Source organism: Sphingobium sp. LMC3-1-1.1 (assembly GCF_040676285.1).
Taxonomy (GTDB): domain Bacteria; phylum Pseudomonadota; class Alphaproteobacteria; order Sphingomonadales; family Sphingomonadaceae; genus Sphingobium.
This window is the reverse complement of the sequence record NZ_JBEGHQ010000003.1, coordinates 87,137-104,471: the sequence shown is the minus strand read 5'-3', so window position 1 is coordinate 104,471 and position 17,335 is coordinate 87,137. Positions and strand designations below refer to the sequence as shown.

The following is a 17,335-nucleotide window of genomic DNA, read 5'->3' as shown; positions in this document are numbered from 1 at the left end:
TTAACTCCCTTCCGCCAGAACGCGGTCGTTGAACAGGTTGATGATGGCGGCGGCTGCTTCCTCGATGGAACGGCGAGTCATGTCGATCACCGGCCAGCCATTGTCCGCAAACATGCGCCGGGCAAAGGCCAGCTCCTCCTGCACCCTGTCGATGTGGACATAGCTCGTCTCTGGTGCCTGGTTCAGCGAGAGCAGGCGATTGCGGCGAATCTGCACCAGCCGTTCCGGACTGACGGTCAGCCCGACTACCATCGGATGCTTGAGCGTATAGAGGCTGCGCGGCGGTGGCGACTGGATCACCAACGGAATATTTGCGGTCTTGTATCCGCGATTGGCAAGATAGATGGAGGTGGGTGTCTTGGACGCGCGCGACACCCCCGCCAGCACGATGTCCGCCTCTTCCCAATTTTCATGACCCACGCCGTCATCATGGGCTATGGTGAACTGGATTGCCTCGATCCGGGCGAAATAAGCCTCGTCCAATATATGCTTGCGCCCCGGCCGGTTGCGCGTTTCCTGACCCAATATGTTGGAGAGTGCGTCAGTCACGCTGTCCAGCGCGGCGACATGCGGCAGGCCGAGCGCCCGGCAGCGCGTCTCCAGGCGTCGGCGAAGCTGGTGATTGGACAGGGTGAACAGAACCAGGCCCGGATTGGCGGCGATCTCCTCCATGATGCGGTCGAGATGGACATCAGAGCGTACCATCGGCCAGAAATGGCGTACGGCTTCGACATTCTCGAAAGCGCCGATCGCAGCCTTGGCAATGTTTTCCAGCGTTTCGCCGGTAGAGTCCGAAAGCAGGTGGAGATGGATGCGCGACATGAAGCATATCTCTGTGGGGAGGCTGTGGATAAAGCAAGGGATAGGTTGCGGGGAAAATCAGCGCCTTATCGCCCTCCTCGATTCCGGTAATCTTGTCCACAGGCCGCAAACAGGCGGTGATTTTGATCCACAGGCTGTGGATAATGGGAATAAACGGACTGACTCGGACGGGAATCAGCCGCCTCAAGGAGTCAAGTTGTTGGCAAATCGGGGCACAGCGCATAAACCCCGCTGCCAACCGCTCTACTATCTCCATCATCCTTTTTTGAATCTAAATATAAGAGAGTCTATGACGGGACCTGATGCCGGCCGTTCGAACGGGCCATCCGCCAAGCCGTTGCTTTCAGTCCTGAAAGGCGAGCGCCCCGATGTGCCGCCCATTTGGCTGATGCGGCAGGCGGGCCGCTATCTGCCGGAATATCGGGCCTTGCGAGCCGAAAAAGGCGGATTCCTGGAACTCGTTTATGACAGCGCGGCGGCGGCGGAGGTGACTCTCCAGCCCCTGCGGCGATTTGGTTTCGATGGCGCGATCCTGTTTTCCGATATTCTGATCGTGCCCTATGCCATGGGACAGGATCTCTGGTTCGAAGCCGGGGAAGGCCCGCGGCTGGCCCCAGTCCTGGCGGAAACGGAACTGTCGGCCCTCAAACCCGACTTCAGCCGCTACGAGGCGGTCTATGAGACGGTGCGACGGGTCAGGGCGGCGCTGGACCCCCAGGTGACCTTTCTCGGCTTTGCAGGCAGCCCCTGGACCATCGCGACCTATATGGTTGCCGGGCAGGGCAGCAAGGACCAGGGTGCAGCCCGCCGTCTCGCCTATCAGCAACCACAGAAATTCGGCGCGATCATCGATGCGATCATCGACGCTACGGTCGTCTATCTTTCCGGCCAGATCGACGCGGGGGTAGAGGCCGTGCAGCTCTTCGACAGCTGGGCAGGCAGCCTTGCCCCGCTGGAGTTCGAACGCTGGGTGATCCAGCCCAACAGGCGGATCGTGGAGAAGCTGAAGGCGATCCACCCCACCATTCCCGTGATCGGCTTTCCCAAGGGCGCCGGCGCCAAGTTGGCGGATTACGCTGTGGGGACAGGTATCGATGCCGTCGGCGTCGATGAAACCGTCGATCCGCATTGGGCGAACCGCACGCTGCCGCAGGGATTGCCGGTGCAGGGAAATCTCGATCCCTTGGCACTGATCGCCGGCGGCAAGGCAGTGGAAGAAGCCGTCGACAACATCCGTGCCGCCTTTGCCGGGCGACCGCACATTTTCAACCTGGGCCACGGGATTCTCCCCGACACCCCCATTGATCATGTCGAAGCGCTGCTTAGCTATGTGCGCCGGACGCGGTCATAGCGGGAGATTGGACCATGCCTTATCTGGGAGCAGCCTATTTGTGGGTCAAAGCCGCGCATGTCATCTTCGTCATCTTCCTGATGGCGGGCCTGTTCATGATGCCGCGCTTCTTCGTCTATCACCAGCAATGTCCGGTGGGGTCCGACGAGGATAGAAAATGGATCGACCGTGAACGGCGGCTGCTCAGGATCATCCTCAACCCGTCCATCATCCTGGTCTGGATCTTCGGCCTGATGCTGATGGTGGAGATCGGCGCCTGGCACTTCGGCTGGTTCCATCTGAAGCTGCTCTTCGTGCTGGGCCTGTCGGCCTATCATGGCTGGATCGCAGGCTATGTCAAAAAGCTGGCCAAAGGGGAGCGTCCGCTCAGCGAGAAGCAGTTGCGGTTGCTGAATGAAGTTCCGGGAATTGCCGCCGCCGTGATCGTTATCGCGGTGATCGTGAAGCCGTTCTGATGTCGATCAGATCTGGCGTGCCTGGTCACGCCGGATCGACCGGAATATTGTCGATCAGCCGCGTCTTGCCGATCTTCGCAGCGCCCAGCAGCCTTGCCGGACGGTCCAGCACCGACATCGGTTCCAGAGTCACCGCGTCGCACAGCGTCACATAATCGATCGGGTCGAATCCATGGGCCGCCAGCAAGGTGATCGCCTTGGCGAGGGCAGCCTCGACGGTCGCGCCATTTTTCATCTGCCGGGCCGCTTCGCCCAGGGCGCGGGGCAGAGCCAGCGCCTCCTTCCGTTCTTCTTCCGTCAGATAGGCGTTGCGCGACGACAGCGCCAATCCATCCTCCGCTCGCTGGGTCGACACCCCGACGATCTCGATGGGCACGTCCAGGTCGCGCACCATCTGCCGGATCACGGCGAGTTGCTGATAGTCCTTTTCCCCAAACAGCGCGACATCGGGACGGACCTGGTTGAACAGCTTCGTCACCACCGTGGCCACGCCGTCGAAATGGCCCGGTCGCGCCGCGCCGTCCAGCCCTTCGGTGAGGCCGGAGACGGAGATGTTGGTGGCATAGCCGGCCGGGTACATGACCTCGACGCTCGGCGCCCAGAGGATGTCCACTCCGGCCGCCTGCAACATCTGCGCGTCCTTGGACTCGCGCCGGGGATAGGCGTCCAGATCCTCGTTCACGCCAAACTGGCGCGGATTGACGAAGATCGACACGGCGACATGCCCGGCATGGCGGCGCGCTTCCTCGACCAGCGCCATATGCCCGTCATGCAAAGCGCCCATGGTGGGCACCAGCGCCAGCGGTTTTCCGTCGCTTTTCAGCGTATCGACAGCAGTGCGCAGCGAAGGCAGGTCACGGAGGGTTTGCACGACAGGAACGGCTCCGATAAGGGCATTATCAGGGGTACATCCTGCTAAAGGCACGACCGGCTGAAACGGTCAAGAATCATTGCGACAATCAACGGGGTTACAAAGGTCCGATGGCGAACGCCCAAACGCACCATATCGTCTTCGCCAATGAGAAAGGCGGAACCGGCAAGTCCACCACGGCCGTGCATACGGCCATCGCGTTGACGGTATTGGGTCATCGCGTCGGCATGATCGACCTCGACCCGCGCCAGCGCACCATCACCCGTTATATGGAAAACCGCGCCGACACCGCGCGCCGCCGTGCCATCGACCTGCCTACCCCCGATTTCGCGGTGTTCACGGGCGACAGTGTCGAAGCGCTGAACGAACAGGCCGCTGCGATGGCGCAGGACAAGGATTTCCTGGTCATCGACACGCCCGGCCGCGACGATGACTATGCCCGTCACATGGCTGCCCGCGCCCATACGCTGGTGACGCCGATGAACGACAGCTTCGTCGATTTCGACCTGATCGGGCAGGTCGACGCCGAAACCTTCAAGGTGAAGCGGCTCTCCTTCTATTCCGAGCTGATCTTCGAGGCGCGCAAGACCCGCGCCAAGGCCGACGGCGTCACCATCGACTGGGTGGTGCTGCGCAATCGTGTCCAGCATCATGATGCGCGCAACAAGAAGCGGGTGGGCGACGCGCTGATGGAATTGTCGCGCCGGGTCGGTTTCCGCGTGATTCCAGGCTTGTCGGAGCGCGTGATCTTCCGCGAACTCTTCCCGTCGGGCTTGACGCTGCTGGACAAGGGGCATCTGGGTGAACTGGGCGTCAGCCATATCGCCGCACGGCAGGAACTGCGCGAGATGGTGTCGGGCCTTGCCCTTCCCTCGCGTGACGAGGTCGCGCCGATGGATCTCCTCGGCGCGGCCTGATGGGTCTGCTTGCCCTGGCTTTGATCGGGCTTGCCGCCTGGCTTGTCTGGACGGGACGATTGCAACGCATGACCGCAAAGGATGGGATGGCGCTGGGTGCCGCTCTGGTCGGCGCGGTCATGGCGGCCAAGGGCAAGCCGCTGGTCGGTGCACCGCTGCTGATTGGTGCCGCGCTGTTCTTTTCCGCCAGGAGCCGGCCGGGCAGGGCAAAGGCTCGATCGAGCGGTCCCGCCACGCAAACCATTGCTCCGCAGGCGATCGTCGAGGCCCGCAAACTGCTGGGCGTGGGGCCGGATGCCGATGCCCGCGCCATCCGCGCCGCGCATCGCCGGCTTATCGCCTCGGTCCATCCGGACAAGGGTGGCACCGAAGCGCTGGCCGCCCAGATCAATGCGGCGCGTGACCTGTTGATCCAGGAAGTAGCGCAGCGTCACAAAACCTTCTGAAACCAAGGGAGAGGATGTCATGGCCCATCGCTTTCATCCCACGCTCCTGCGCGAATATGACATTCGGGGCGTCATGGGCCGGACGCTGAGCGAGGCTGATGCCTATGCCATCGGCCGCAGTTTCGGGACGATCGTCATGCGGGCTGGCGGATCAAGGGTCGCGGTGGGCTATGATGGACGGTTGAGTTCCCCGGCGCTCGAACAGGCGGTCGTCCAGGGCCTTCAGGACGCCAGCACCGATGTGCTGCGCATAGGACTGGGCCCGACGCCCATGCTCTATTATGCCGAAGCGGTCCTGGATGTAGATGGCGGCATTCAGGTAACCGGCAGCCACAATCCCCCCGATCATAATGGCTTCAAGCTGGTGCTTCAGCATGATGCCTTTTTTGGCGAGGCCATTGCCGATCTGGGCGCCATGGCTGCGGCGGGGGACTGGAGCGAGACGGGGAGCGGACGTGGCGGCCGGGTTGAGACGGTCGATATCATGGACCGATACGCCGCGCGGCTGGTGGAGCGGTTCGACGGCGCTGCCTGGCGTATTGGCTGGGACGCCGGCAATGGCGCGGCCGGGCCGGTGGTGGACAAGCTCGTCAAGCTCCTGCCAGGTGAGCATCATGTGCTTTTCACCCAGATAGACGGACATTTTCCCCATCATCACCCCGATCCCACTGTCGAGGCCAATCTGGCCGAGCTGAAGGCCCTTGTCCGTTCGAAGAAACTCGATTTCGGAGTGGCTTTCGACGGTGATGGCGACCGGATCGGCGTGATCGACGGCAAGGGTCGGACGATCTGGGGCGACCAGTTGCTCGGAATCTTCGCCGAACTGGTGCTGAAGGATCACCCCGATGGCGTGATTGTCGCGGATGTGAAGGCCAGCCAGGCCCTGTTCGACCGGGTCTCTGCGTTGGGCGGGCGACCGCTGATGTGGAAGACCGGGCACAGCCTCATCAAGTCCAAAATGAAGGAGATTGCTGCTCCCCTGGGTGGGGAGATGACCGGTCACATCTTCTTCGCGGACGATTATTATGGTTTTGACGACGGCCTTTATGCCGCGGTCCGGCTTATTCGGGGGCTGACCCGGCTGGGCCGCAGCGTATCGGACCTGCATGACGAAATGCCCGTCATGGTCAACACTCCCGAAATCCGCTTTCCCGTGGAGGAGAGCCGCAAATTCGCGGTGGTGGAGGAAGTACGGGCGCGATTGCGAACCCTGGGCGCCAGCATGGATGAAACCGATGGCCTGCGGGTCAGCACGGCTGATGGCTGGTGGCTGTTGCGGGCGTCCAACACGCAGGATGCGCTTGTGGCGCGTGCCGAGGCGCAGGACGAGGAAGGTCTGGGTCGCCTGGTTGCGGAAATCGATGCGCAACTGGCCGATTCGGGCGTGAGTCGGATTTCCGAAGCCGATCACTGATGGATGAATGGAAAAAATGGCGCGGTTTGTCAGCCAGATTTACGTTACGGAATTCATGCAGACCAGTGACGATTGCATGAAACGCAACCAAGCATCAGCTTTTCGCATTTGCGAAATAAAGCGCTGCACCGCAAAAGGAAAAGGCCTTTCAGGCATCCTCTCCTAAAACTTTCAAGCCGTCCTTCGGGGCGGCTTTTTTTTGCCTGCAGAGGGTCCGCTTTTTCGCTCCCTGCCGTAGCGTCGCTTCGCATTTTGACCGCCGGACGCCGAGAAACGGCGCAAATTAGGGCTTTTCGAACGAAAATTTAACCATATTGCTAATAGGGCGAGGCTTTGAGCGGATCACTTTGCCGCGAACGCCATTTGCCAGTGACGAGTTTGAAGAGAGGATTCACCATGCCCTTCCGCCGCCCCATCCTTGCGAGCCTCCTGTTGTCGGGCATATGCGCGGCACCTGTTCCGGCTCTGGCAGGTGGTTTCTACCTTCAGGAGCAGGCGCCCAAGGAAACCGGGCGTGCCTTGGCAGGCGCGGGCGCGGTGGCGGACGATCCGTCGACCATCTACTTCAATCCTGCGGCCATGACGGAATTGTCGGGCGTCCAGACCTCTATCGGCGGCATCGCGCTGATGGCGTCCGCGCATCAGGCCAATCGCGGCACCTATCGCACCGTTCCCACCCTGCCTGGCGCACGGGTGCCGGTAAGCGGCAATGACGGCGGGCAGCCGTTCGAAAAGGTCATTCCCATTCCCAGCTTCTATATTACGGCGCAGGCGACCGACCGGCTGTGGCTGGGCCTTGGCGTCAATGCCCCGTTCGGGCTGAAGCTCGATTATGACGACGGGTTTTTCGGGCGCTATGACTCGCTCTACACCAACCTCAAGACCTATAATATCCAGCCCAGCGCGGCTTATAAGCTCAACGACAATTTCTCGATCGGCGGCGGCGTCGATGTACAATATGTGAAGGCGACGCTGACCAACGCCCTGCCGCAGCTTTCTCCCCTGGCGCCCGCCGACGGCTTCGCGCGACTGAAGGGTGATGATTGGAGCGTCGGCTGGAATGCGGGCCTGTTCTACACCAATGGCGACACCAATATCGGCATTTCCTACCGTTCCGCGATCAAGCACAAGCTGACCGGCACGCAAACCATTTCGGGCCTGCTTGGACCGATCGCTGCGGCCAATGGCGAGTTGGACGCGTCCGCGCCGCTCAACCTGCCCGACATCGTCACCGTCGGTTTCATGCATCGCCTGACGCCCCGGTTGCGGGCGATGATCAGCGCCCGCTGGTACAATTGGTCGACGTTCAAGGGCATCGCCATCACGACCGCCACCGGTACCAGCAACAAGGAACTGGACTACCGGGACAGCTACAGCGTCAGCCTGGGTGGGGAATATGACGTCAGCCCGGCTCTGACGCTGCGCGCGGGCACGATGTTCGACCGCACGCCGACCAATTCCCAGCATCTGACGACGCGCGTGCCCGATGGCGACCGTGCATGGCTGACGGCTGGCGCCACCTTCAACCTGTCGCCGGCCTTTGCGCTGAACCTCAGCTATGCCCATACATTTGTGGAAAAGGCCAACATCATCCGTCCCGACAGCTATTATCCCGCGCCAGCGACGGTGACGGCGACCACCCTGTCTCAGACCAGCGGCAATGCGGACCAGATCGGCGCATCGCTCACCGCACGCTTCTAACTTGATCCAATAATCCCTATAGGGGCTCCATCAGAACGGAGCCCCTTTTTCATGTCCGACCATAATCCCGGCCTGCGTCCCTGGCGCGATATTGCTCGTCGAGAGTGTCGCCAGATCATGGTCGGCAATGTTCCGGTGGGCGGCGGTGCTCCGGTCACGGTGCAGACCATGACCAACACGCCGACCCATGACGTCAGGGCGACGATCGACCAGATCCGCCGCTGCGAGCAAGTGGGCGTGGACATCATCCGCGTCTCCTGCCCCGACGAGGCGTCCACTGCTGCCCTGAAGCAGATCGTCCGCGCTGCCCGCGTGCCGATCGTCGCCGACATTCACTTCCACTATAAGCGCGCCTTGGAAGCCGCCGATGCGGGCGCGGCCTGCCTGCGCATCAATCCCGGCAATATCGGCAGCGAGGCGCGGGTCAAGGAGGTGGTCGACGCGGCCAAGGCCAATGGTTGTTCGATCCGCATCGGGGTGAACGCAGGCTCCCTCGAAAAAGACCTGCTCGAAAAATATGGTGAGCCTTGTCCGGAGGCGCTGGTCGAAAGTGCGCTCGACCATATCAAGCTGCTGCAGGATCAGGATTTCCACGAATATAAGGTGGCGGTGAAGGCCAGCGACGTCTTCCTGGCGGTCGCCGCCTATATGCAACTGGCCGAAGCGGTGGACTGCCCGCTGCACCTGGGCATCACCGAGGCGGGCGGGTTGATCGGCGGCACGGTGAAGAGCGCCATCGGCATCGGCAATCTGCTCTGGGCCGGGATCGGCGACACGATCCGCGTTTCCCTTTCCGCGGAGCCGGAAGAGGAAGTCCGCGTCGGCTATGAGATATTGAAGTCGCTCGGCATCCGCACACGGGGGGTCAAGGTCATCTCCTGCCCCAGTTGTGCGCGGCAGGGTTTCGATGTGATCCGCACGGTCCAGGCTCTGGAGGAACGGCTTCAGCATATCCATACGCCGCTTTCGCTGTCGGTCCTGGGCTGCGTGGTGAACGGTCCCGGCGAAGCGCGGGAAACCGACATCGGCCTGACTGGCGGCGGGGCGGGCAAGCATATGGTCTATCTGTCCGGCCTCACCGATCATACGATCCAGGACGAAGGCATGATCGACCATATCGTCAACCTTGTCGAAGCCAAGGCGGCGGAGATCGAAGCGGCGAAGCTGGAAGCCGAAACGACCGATGCAGGCAAGGCGGAAGCGGCGGAATGACGGACCGCTTGCCTGATGCTGACGAAGAGGCGGTGGAACGGGGCAAGGTCATGCCGGCTGGCCGTGTCGTGGAGAAGAGAGGCGCATCAGCGGTCGGCGCGACCGCTCTGGGCACCGGAGCAATCGGCAGCCTGGCGATTGGAGCGCTGGCATTGGGTGCAATGGCTCTGGGCGCTCTGGCCATCGGCGCAGTCGCCGTCGGCCGCATGCGCATCGGCCGGGCGCGCATTGCCCGTCTCCAGATCGACGAACTGACTGTCGGGCGCCTGATCTGGAAGAACCGCGACTGACGGAGCCGGCTCACCGCGCTCTGCATCCATTAGGCATATCATGGGCAGCGATACTCACCGCGCCGCATCGGCGACTGCATTTCCCCTCGCATTCGCGGTCTGTTGCGTCGGAGTAGCGCTGTTTTCGGTGATGGATGCGGCCATGAAGGGATTGAGCCTTTCCATCGGCCTGTTCAATGCGCTGTTCTGGCGCGCCATGGCGGGGAGCCTGCTGGGACTGGCGCTGATGCTGCTGACGCGGCAACGTTGGCCCCATCTGACCGTGCTGCGACTTCATATGCTGCGCGGGACGGTGGTGGCGGTCATGGCCAGCCTGTTCTTCTGGGCGATCATGCGGATGCCCCTGGCCGAGGCCATCGCGCTTTCCTTCATCGCGCCGCTGATCGCCCTGTATCTCGCCGCCCTGTTGCTCAAGGAACGGATCGGGCGACGAGCCATTGGCGCGTCTCTGCTGGGACTGATCGGCGTTGCCGTCATCCTGTCGGGGCGAATGCGGGGCAGCTATGATGCAAATGCACTTCTGGGCGCGGGCGCGGTGCTGCTGTCGGCGGTGCTATTCGCCTGGAACCTGATCCTTCAGCGCCAGCAGGCGCAGCTTGCGTCCCCGATCGAGGTGGCCTTCTTCCAGCATGTGGTGATGCTGGCGGTATTCTCCCTTTTCGCCGTTCTTGCCCAGGAAATGCCGATTGTGCCGGCCGCGCCGTCATGGGCGCTGGTGCTGCTGTCCGCGACGCTGGCCTTCACCTCGCTCACCGCGCTGGCCTGGGCCTATGCACGGGCGGAGGCGCAGCGATTGATCCCGGTGGAATATACGGCTTTCCTCTGGGCGGCGGTCATTGGCTGGCTTGCCTTTGGCGAACGGCTCACCCTGACTACCCTTGCTGGCGCGCTGCTGATCGTGGTGGGGTGCCTCATCGCATCCCGTGCAGGACCGACCGAACCGCCCCATGTCGAACCGTCCGTTGCCTGAAAGGAAGAGCATGTCCGTCACCATTCGCGAGGCTGTTTCCTCCGACATTGCTACGATTCACGCCTTCATTCTCGCCCTGGCGGACTATGAGAAATTGTCCCATGAGGTGAAGGCCGACCGCGCCTCCCTCGATAAATATCTGTTCGGCCCGCGTCCCATGGCCGAGGTGCTGATCGCGGAAAATGAAGGGCGCGCGATCGGCTTTGCCCTCTTCTTCCACAATTTCTCGACTTTCGAGGGGCGACCCGGCCTCTATCTGGAGGATCTGTTCGTGATCCCGGAGGCGCGGGGGCTGGGCGCAGGCAAGGCGCTGCTCTCGCGCCTCGCGCAACTGGCGCTGGAGCGGGATTGCGCGCGGCTGGAATGGTGGGTGCTGGACTGGAACGAACCGTCCATCGCCTTTTACCGCTCGCTGGGCGCGCGGTCCATGGACGAGTGGACGGTGCAGCGCGTCGATGGCGCAGCGCTCGCCGCCCTCGCATCAGCGCATCCTGCACGCTGATGTCCGGCAATGTGGCAATCATGGTAACGCCTCCTTTCGCCAGGCTTTTTTGTCGTTCTGATCCGTGCCCGAGGATTCTTACGGAGTCCGCAAGACGAGCCGAGGGCCGGACTCTTGACGGAGACTCCCTCCCCGGCGCATTGTGCCGAAACGGAACATTTGGGGGACAAGGACTGCCATGGCTGTCAGCCGCGGAGCCAAACGCACGCCGGAATGGCGTGAAATGCTGAAACGCAGCCTGATCCGCAGCGGCGCGCTGATCGGTGCGATTGCGCTGTTGCTGGCGACCCTGTTCCTGGCGCTGGCGCTGCTCAGCTATCAGCCGAGCGACCCGTCAATGAACACGGTGGCGGGCGATCATGTGCAGAATATCATGCAGGCGCCGGGTGCCTGGGTCGCGGATTTCCTGCTCTGGCTGCTGGGCGTGCCAGTGGCGCTGGTGCTGCCGCTGATGGCGATTACGGCACGACGGCTGTGGGGTGATCAGGACATGAGCGGGTGGAAGGCGCAGTTCGGCAAATGTTTTGCCGGCATCGTGCTGCTCGGTATCGCGCTGGCGCTGTTCCAGACCAATCCACTGGTCGGCCTGCCGTCGGGCTGGGGCGGCATCATCGCGCTGGTCACGGCACGCGGCGTCGCCAGCCTGACCGCGCAGGCTCCAGCCGCGCAGGGCTGGATCACCGGCATCCTGATCGTCCTGACGCTGATCGCGGGTCTTGTCCTCTGGTATCGCAGCCTCGCTCTTGAAAAGCCGATCATCGCGCTGCGCCGACCGTCGCTGCCACGCCTGGCGCTGCCACGGCCTGCTTTCGCTCTTCCTGCTCCTGTGCTGGTAGCCGATGCGGATGAAGATGACGAGCTGTTCGAGCGCGTCGCGACGCCGCGCCGGACCGTGACCAACGAACCCAAGCCGCCGATCAATATCCAGACGCCCAAACCCGCGCCCGTGCAACGCTCAATGGCGCCGGTCAGCCAGGACGACCTGTTCGGAAACAGCTCCCTGCCGTCACCGGACCTGCTTAATCCGACCCCCGCCAGCCAGGGGCAGAAGATCGACAAGGCTGCGCTGGAGCGCAATGCCCGTCTGCTCGAATCCGTGCTGGACGATTTTCATGTGAAGGGAAATATCGTCGAGGTTCGTCCCGGCCCGGTCGTCACCATGTACGAACTGGAACCGGCGCCGGGCATCAAGGCGAGCCGCGTAATCGCGCTGGCCGACGACATCGCGCGCAACATGTCCGCGCTTTCGGCGCGCGTCGCGACGATTCCCGGACGTACCGTGATTGGCATTGAGCTGCCCAATGCGAACCGGGAGGGCGTGTCCTTCCGCGAACTCATCACCAGCGAGCAGTTCGGACAGGAAGCGACCCTGCCGATCATCCTGGGCAAGAATATTTCGGGGGAGCCGATCATCGCGGATCTGGCGCCGATGCCGCATCTGCTGATCGCCGGTACGACGGGTTCGGGCAAGTCCGTGGGTCTGAACGCGATGATCCTGTCGCTGCTCTACCGCATGACGCCCGATCAGTTGCGGCTCATCATGATCGATCCCAAGATGCTGGAACTGTCGACCTATGACGACATTCCGCATCTGCTCTCCCCCGTGGTGACGGAGCCGGCCAAGGCGATCCGGGCGCTCAAATGGGCGGTGGAGCAGATGGAGGACCGCTATCGCATGATGGCGTCGATTTCCGTCCGCAACCTTGCCAACTATAATGAAAAGGTCCGCGCGGCCAAGGCGAAGGGCAAGCCGCTCGGCCGCAGGGTGCAGACCGGCTACGACCCCGAAACCGGCAAGCCCATTTACGAGGAGGAACAGCTCGATTTCCAGCCTCTGCCGCAGATCGTGGTCGTGGTGGACGAGCTTGCCGACCTGATGATGACGGCGGGCAAGGAAGTGGAATTCCTGATCCAGCGGCTCGCGCAGAAGGCGCGCGCGGCGGGCATCCACCTCATCCTCGCAACGCAGCGTCCGTCGGTCGACGTCATCACCGGCGTCATCAAGGCCAACCTGCCGACCCGCATCAGCTTCTTCGTCACGTCGAAGATCGACAGCCGAACCATATTGGGCGAACAGGGCGCCGAGCAGCTGTTGGGCAAGGGCGACATGCTCTACATGCATGGTGGCAAGGGGCTGATGCGCGTGCACGGTCCCTTCGTGTCGGACGATGAAGTGCGCGTGGTGGCCGATCACTGGCGCGCCCAGGGCCAGCCCGACTATATCGCCGCCGTCACCGAGGAGCCGGAGGAAGGCAGTTTTGCGCTGGATGGCGTGGATCTGGGCGACGACAGCCCGGATGCGCAGCTTTTCCGCAAGGCATGCCAGCTCGTCTTCGAAAATCAGAAGGCGTCGACAAGCTGGCTCCAGCGGCAATTGCGCATCGGTTATAATAGTGCCGCGCGCCTGATCGAGCAGATGGAGGAGCAGGGGCTGGTGGGCCCCCCCAACCATGTCGGCCGCCGCGAAGTGCTGCGTGACGAGAATGGCAATCCGCTCTGACGCCGTGAGTGCAGAAAAATTTCATTTGGCCTGATGCCAAAAAACCACTGCCCATTTCGCTCTGAAACCGATTTTTGCGTGTGATTCCGCGAAATGGCCTCGCGCCAAAAGCCGGCAGTGCCGAGAAAAATCGCGATTTTCCAAGGATGATTGCGTTTCATGCAATCGTCCCTCGGTTCTTCGCATTTGCGAAGGAACGGGATTTGGATGAAAAAAGACCCTGCCTTTCAGGCATCCTCTCCTAAAAACTTTCGGGCTGGTCTTCGGATCGGCCTTTTTTTTGTCGTCGCATCGGACTAAGCAGGGGTCGCTCACCGCAGCGCCTAAAAAAATAAATTGGGAGAGGGGCCGCCGGAAAGACCGGCAATGGCGAAGCGGGAGCAGAGGGGGATTGAGCGACCATGTCGCTCTCCCCCTTCCCGTTTTTCTCTGGCTGTGATGCGGACTGGGCTGTTCTGGACCAGCCAGACCGTCCGGCTGCTTCCGACCCTTATCGTTCTGTTCGTTGCACGACAGGAACGAAGGGGTTCACAGCGGGTTCAAGCCCTGCCACCTAGAATCCTCATCCTGAACAACCGGAGACGATTGCATGAAGCGCATGTCTGCGCCCCGCACCCTGACGCTGGCCGCCCTGACCTTGACCGTCGCGTCATTTGCGGCGCCCCTGATCCCGGCACTCGCGCAGGCGGACCAGTCCGACCTGTCGAAGGTCAACGCCTATATCCGCGCCGTCACCACCATGACCGCCGATTTCGCCCAGACCGACCGCAACGGCCAGACGCTGACGGGCCAGCTTACCCTCAAGCAGCCGGGCAAGATCCGTTTTCAATATCAGAAGGGCGTGCCCTTGTTGATCGTCGGAGATGGCAAGGCGCTGACGATGATCGATTATGAAGTGCGTCAGGTGCAACGCTGGCCGATCGGCAATTCGCCTCTGGGCGCGCTGATCGATCCGTCCAAGGACCTGTCCAAATTCGGCAAGGTGATCCAGACCGGCGACCCGACGATATTGTCCGTCCAGGCCCGGGATCCCAAGCGGCCGGAATATGGCACCATCACCATGATCTTCAAACGCGATGCCGCCAGTCCGGCGGGTCTGCAGCTCTATGGCTGGGTGGCGCTGGATTCGCAGAACAACCGAACGGCGGTGAAGCTCAGCAACCAGCGTTACGGGGTGCCGGTGGCCGATTCCGCTTTCCGCTGGATCGATCCGCGGCCCAAGGGTCGCGCCGCTGGCGGTTAAACGGGGCACAGGCGCGACGGGCCGAAAACTTTTCAAAATCGTTCATCTGAGGCTCATATCCGGAACCCTAGAAGGAACTCCACGGCGCGAGACGAAACCGGGATTTCCCCCCTGTTACCCGGAACCCCGCTCCCGCCGCAAAGCGCTTCAAGGGCGCGATCGAGGCCCCCGTTCCATGCCCCCGGAGCGGGGGCCTTTTCGTTCCGTCCCGGGCCATATCCCAACCGGTCATCAGCGATCCGCCACTCTTGCGCGGGGCGGCGGAGGGTCCTAGTGGATCAGCCATGCCTCAGACACTCAGCATCGCTTCCTGGAATATCAACAGCGTTCGTGCCCGGCTCGAAATTGTCGAGCGCTTTCTGACCGAGGAATCGCCTGACGTCCTGTGTCTGCAGGAAACGAAGGTGGTGAACGACACCTTCCCGGCGGGCCTGTTTCGGCAGCATGGCTATAATCATCAGGTGCTGAACGGCCAGCCGATGCATCATGGCGTGGCGATCCTGTCGAAGGTCCCGATCCGGGAAGATGATCGCCTGGACTGGCAGGCCAATGGAGAGGCGCGCCACGTCGGCGTTCGGCTGGACAATGGCGTCAGGATCGAGAATGTCTATGTGCCCGCCGGCGGGGATGTGCCGGATCGGGAGGTCAATCCGAAATTCGGGCAGAAGCTCGATTTCCTGGAGCGCATGATCCAATGGTCCTCTACGCTGGAGGACAAGCCGACCATCCTGACGGGCGATTTCAACATCGCACCGATGGAATGCGACGTGTGGAGCCACAAGCAGCTCCTCAACGTCGTCAGCCACACGCCCATCGAATGCGAGATCCTGGCGCGCTTGCAGGAATCGAACAACTGGGTTGATATCGGCCGCAAATTCCACCCCGCGCCGCAGCGGCTCTACACCTGGTGGAGCTATCGCGCCCGCGACTGGGCGGAATCGGATCGCGGACGACGGCTCGATCATATGTGGATGACGCAGGACGTCGCGGAAAAGGCCGTCGGCCACCGCGTGGTCGAACCCATCCGCGGCTGGACGCGGCCGTCCGACCATGTGCCGATCATCACGGAATTTGCATTCTGATGAGCGCCCGCACCGCCGCCCGCGCCATTGACGCGCTGCGCCGGGGCTGGCCGGTACGGGTGCAGGCCGCCGATGGGGTCTTGCGCCTCATGGCGGTGGAGGGGGCCGATGCGGTGACGCTTGCCGGCTTCGATCCGGGCGCTGAAGCCGATATATTGATCTCGGCCGCGCGGGCGCAGACGCTGAAGCTCGCCAACCAATTGGCGGCGGCCGATCCCGACATGCCGGTGCTGGTGGCGCGCGCGCCCTGGATCGATGTCGACGTGGCGACGGCGATCTCCGATCCGGTTCTGGACCTCGGTTCGCCGCTCAAGGGGCCGTTCATGGCAAAGCCGCTGGCGGCGCCGTCTGCGGCCAAGGCGGCGCTGCGGCTGGCGCGGCTGGCGGGCATTTTGCCGGCCTATTTCGTGACGTCCGACGGTGACGTCGAGGCAGAGGTGAGCGCTGCGGACATCGACGCCTATGACGATGCCGTGCATCTGGCCATCGCCACGCGCGCGCGCCTGCCCGTGTCGGCCAGCGAAATGGCGGAGATCATCGCCTTTCGCAGCCCCGATGAACCGCGCGAACATGTTGCGCTGGTCATTGGCCGGCGCGATTCCTCGCCGCCTGTCGTCCGGCTGCACAGCGAATGCCTGACGGGAGATGTGCTGGGATCGCTGAAATGCGACTGCGGGCCGCAATTGCACCAGGCATTGCACCAGATTGCGGATTCAAACTGGGGCATATTGCTCTATCTGCGGCAGGAGGGCCGGGGCATCGGCCTCGTCAACAAGCTGCGCGCATATGCCCTGCAGGATCAGGGCTTCGACACGGTAGACGCCAATGTGCGGTTGGGTTTCGCGATTGATGCACGCGATTTTTCAGTGGCGGCACGCATGCTCGACCTGCTGGGCGTGCGGGAGGTGCGATTGCTCACCAACAATCCCAACAAGGTGACCGGATTGGAGACCGCCGGGATCAAGGTGGCGGAGCGGCTGCCCATCATCCTGCCGTCCAACCCCCATAATGAACGCTATCTCGCCACCAAGCGGGACCGGACCGGCCATCAGCTATGAATGTCATCCGCGTCGACACGGGTGCGGGGCGTCTTTCCTTCGGTGACATGGAGATGTCCTGCACGATCGGGCGCGGCGGCGCTTGTGCGGCCGCCGACAAACGGGAAGGGGATGGCTGCACGCCGCTGGGGCGCTGGCCGATCCGGGGCGTGTTGCTGCGGCGGGGCAAGGTGGCGGCGGCGGATATCCGCCTGCCCTGGCGTTGGGTGCGGGAGGGTGATGGCTGGTCCGATGACGTAGCTGATCCGGCCTATAACCGGCCCGTCCATCTGCCGCGGGACTTTTCGGCGGAAAATCTGCTGCGGAACGATGAAGCCTATGACGTGATCATAGTGCTGGGGCATAATGACGCGCCCCCGGTGCCGGGGCGGGGGAGCGCGATCTTCTTCCACCTGTCCGAAGGAAGGCCCACCGCCGGATGCGTGGCGGTGGAGCGGGATGATATGCTCCGTCTGTTGCCTTTGCTCGTGCCGGGTGACCTGATGGAAATCCATTAGAGTT

At 62.6% G+C, this 17,335-nt stretch carries 17 protein-coding genes; 15 read left to right on the top strand and 2 right to left on the bottom strand.

Annotation, left to right across the window (positions count from 1 at the left end; translation table 11 throughout):
• Window positions 1-822, bottom strand: a complete 822-nt coding sequence (locus tag MRBLMC3_RS07320; RefSeq protein WP_133654467.1) for a pyruvate, water dikinase regulatory protein — start codon at window positions 820-822, stop codon at window positions 1-3.
• A gap of 289 nt (window positions 823-1,111) precedes the next feature.
• On the opposite strand from MRBLMC3_RS07320, the gene hemE reads away from it, so the two are divergent.
• Both hemE and MRBLMC3_RS07310 read left to right on the top strand, forming a co-directional pair.
• Window positions 1,112-2,173 carry a uroporphyrinogen decarboxylase gene (gene hemE / locus MRBLMC3_RS07315; protein ID WP_363827196.1) on the top strand — a complete coding sequence of 354 codons (1,062 nt, stop codon included), beginning with the start codon at window positions 1,112-1,114 and terminating at the stop codon, window positions 2,171-2,173.
• A gap of 14 nt (window positions 2,174-2,187) precedes the next feature.
• Window positions 2,188-2,628 carry a CopD family protein gene (locus tag MRBLMC3_RS07310; RefSeq protein ID WP_133654465.1) on the top strand — a complete coding sequence of 147 codons (441 nt, stop codon included), beginning with the start codon at window positions 2,188-2,190 and terminating at the stop codon, window positions 2,626-2,628.
• Between the two features lie 25 nt (window positions 2,629-2,653).
• Here the strand turns inward: MRBLMC3_RS07310 and panC are convergent, their stop codons facing one another.
• On the bottom strand, window positions 2,654-3,499 hold the full coding sequence (panC, locus tag MRBLMC3_RS07305) for a pantoate--beta-alanine ligase (RefSeq protein ID WP_363827193.1): 846 nt from the start codon (window positions 3,497-3,499) through the stop codon (window positions 2,654-2,656).
• Between the two features lie 110 nt (window positions 3,500-3,609).
• On the opposite strand from panC, the gene MRBLMC3_RS07300 reads away from it, so the two are divergent.
• From MRBLMC3_RS07300 to MRBLMC3_RS07240, 13 genes are all read left to right on the top strand, one after another.
• Window positions 3,610-4,416 (top strand): division plane positioning ATPase MipZ, encoded by an 807-nt coding sequence (locus MRBLMC3_RS07300; protein WP_363739694.1) that lies wholly within the window; start codon window positions 3,610-3,612, stop codon window positions 4,414-4,416.
• Window positions 4,416-4,862, top strand: coding sequence for a DnaJ domain-containing protein (locus tag MRBLMC3_RS07295; protein ID WP_363827191.1), 447 nt, complete (start codon window positions 4,416-4,418; stop codon window positions 4,860-4,862). The genes MRBLMC3_RS07300 and MRBLMC3_RS07295 overlap by 1 nt, the downstream gene beginning before the upstream one ends.
• A gap of 19 nt (window positions 4,863-4,881) precedes the next feature.
• Entirely contained in the window at window positions 4,882-6,276 is a 1,395-nt protein-coding gene (gene pgmG / locus MRBLMC3_RS07290; RefSeq protein ID WP_363827189.1) for a phosphoglucomutase/phosphomannomutase PgmG, read from the top strand.
• 396 nt (window positions 6,277-6,672) lie between these two features.
• Window positions 6,673-7,977 carry an OmpP1/FadL family transporter gene (locus tag MRBLMC3_RS07285; protein ID WP_363827188.1) on the top strand — a complete coding sequence of 435 codons (1,305 nt, stop codon included), beginning with the start codon at window positions 6,673-6,675 and terminating at the stop codon, window positions 7,975-7,977.
• 51 nt (window positions 7,978-8,028) lie between these two features.
• Window positions 8,029-9,189: a flavodoxin-dependent (E)-4-hydroxy-3-methylbut-2-enyl-diphosphate synthase gene (ispG, locus tag MRBLMC3_RS07280; protein WP_363827186.1), complete on the top strand. Its 1,161-nt coding sequence runs from the start codon at window positions 8,029-8,031 to the stop codon at window positions 9,187-9,189.
• A complete protein-coding gene (locus MRBLMC3_RS07275; RefSeq protein ID WP_363827184.1) occupies window positions 9,186-9,479 on the top strand; it encodes a hypothetical protein in 294 nt (97 codons plus the stop codon). The genes ispG and MRBLMC3_RS07275 overlap by 4 nt, the downstream gene beginning before the upstream one ends.
• A gap of 40 nt (window positions 9,480-9,519) precedes the next feature.
• Window positions 9,520-10,449, top strand: a complete 930-nt coding sequence (locus tag MRBLMC3_RS07270) for a DMT family transporter (RefSeq protein WP_363739683.1) — start codon at window positions 9,520-9,522, stop codon at window positions 10,447-10,449.
• 10 nt (window positions 10,450-10,459) lie between these two features.
• Window positions 10,460-10,951, top strand: coding sequence for a GNAT family N-acetyltransferase (locus MRBLMC3_RS07265; RefSeq protein WP_363827182.1), 492 nt, complete (start codon window positions 10,460-10,462; stop codon window positions 10,949-10,951).
• Window positions 10,952-11,129: 178 nt separating this feature from the next.
• The gene (locus MRBLMC3_RS07260; RefSeq protein ID WP_363827178.1) at window positions 11,130-13,451 is read left to right on the top strand and encodes an FtsK/SpoIIIE family DNA translocase; all 2,322 of its coding nucleotides are present in this window, start codon (window positions 11,130-11,132) and stop codon (window positions 13,449-13,451) included.
• Between the two features lie 589 nt (window positions 13,452-14,040).
• Window positions 14,041-14,694 (top strand): LolA family protein, encoded by a 654-nt coding sequence (locus MRBLMC3_RS07255; protein ID WP_133654455.1) that lies wholly within the window; start codon window positions 14,041-14,043, stop codon window positions 14,692-14,694.
• A 284-nt stretch (window positions 14,695-14,978) separates the two neighbouring features.
• Window positions 14,979-15,776 (top strand): exodeoxyribonuclease III, encoded by a 798-nt coding sequence (gene xth / locus MRBLMC3_RS07250; protein WP_363756499.1) that lies wholly within the window; start codon window positions 14,979-14,981, stop codon window positions 15,774-15,776.
• Window positions 15,776-16,834, top strand: a complete 1,059-nt coding sequence (gene ribA, locus MRBLMC3_RS07245) for a GTP cyclohydrolase II (protein ID WP_363739676.1) — start codon at window positions 15,776-15,778, stop codon at window positions 16,832-16,834. Before xth ends, ribA begins: the two co-directional genes overlap by 1 nt.
• Window positions 16,831-17,331: a L,D-transpeptidase family protein gene (locus MRBLMC3_RS07240; protein ID WP_363827175.1), complete on the top strand. Its 501-nt coding sequence runs from the start codon at window positions 16,831-16,833 to the stop codon at window positions 17,329-17,331. Before ribA ends, MRBLMC3_RS07240 begins: the two co-directional genes overlap by 4 nt.
• The last annotated feature ends 4 nt before the right edge of the window (window positions 17,332-17,335 follow it).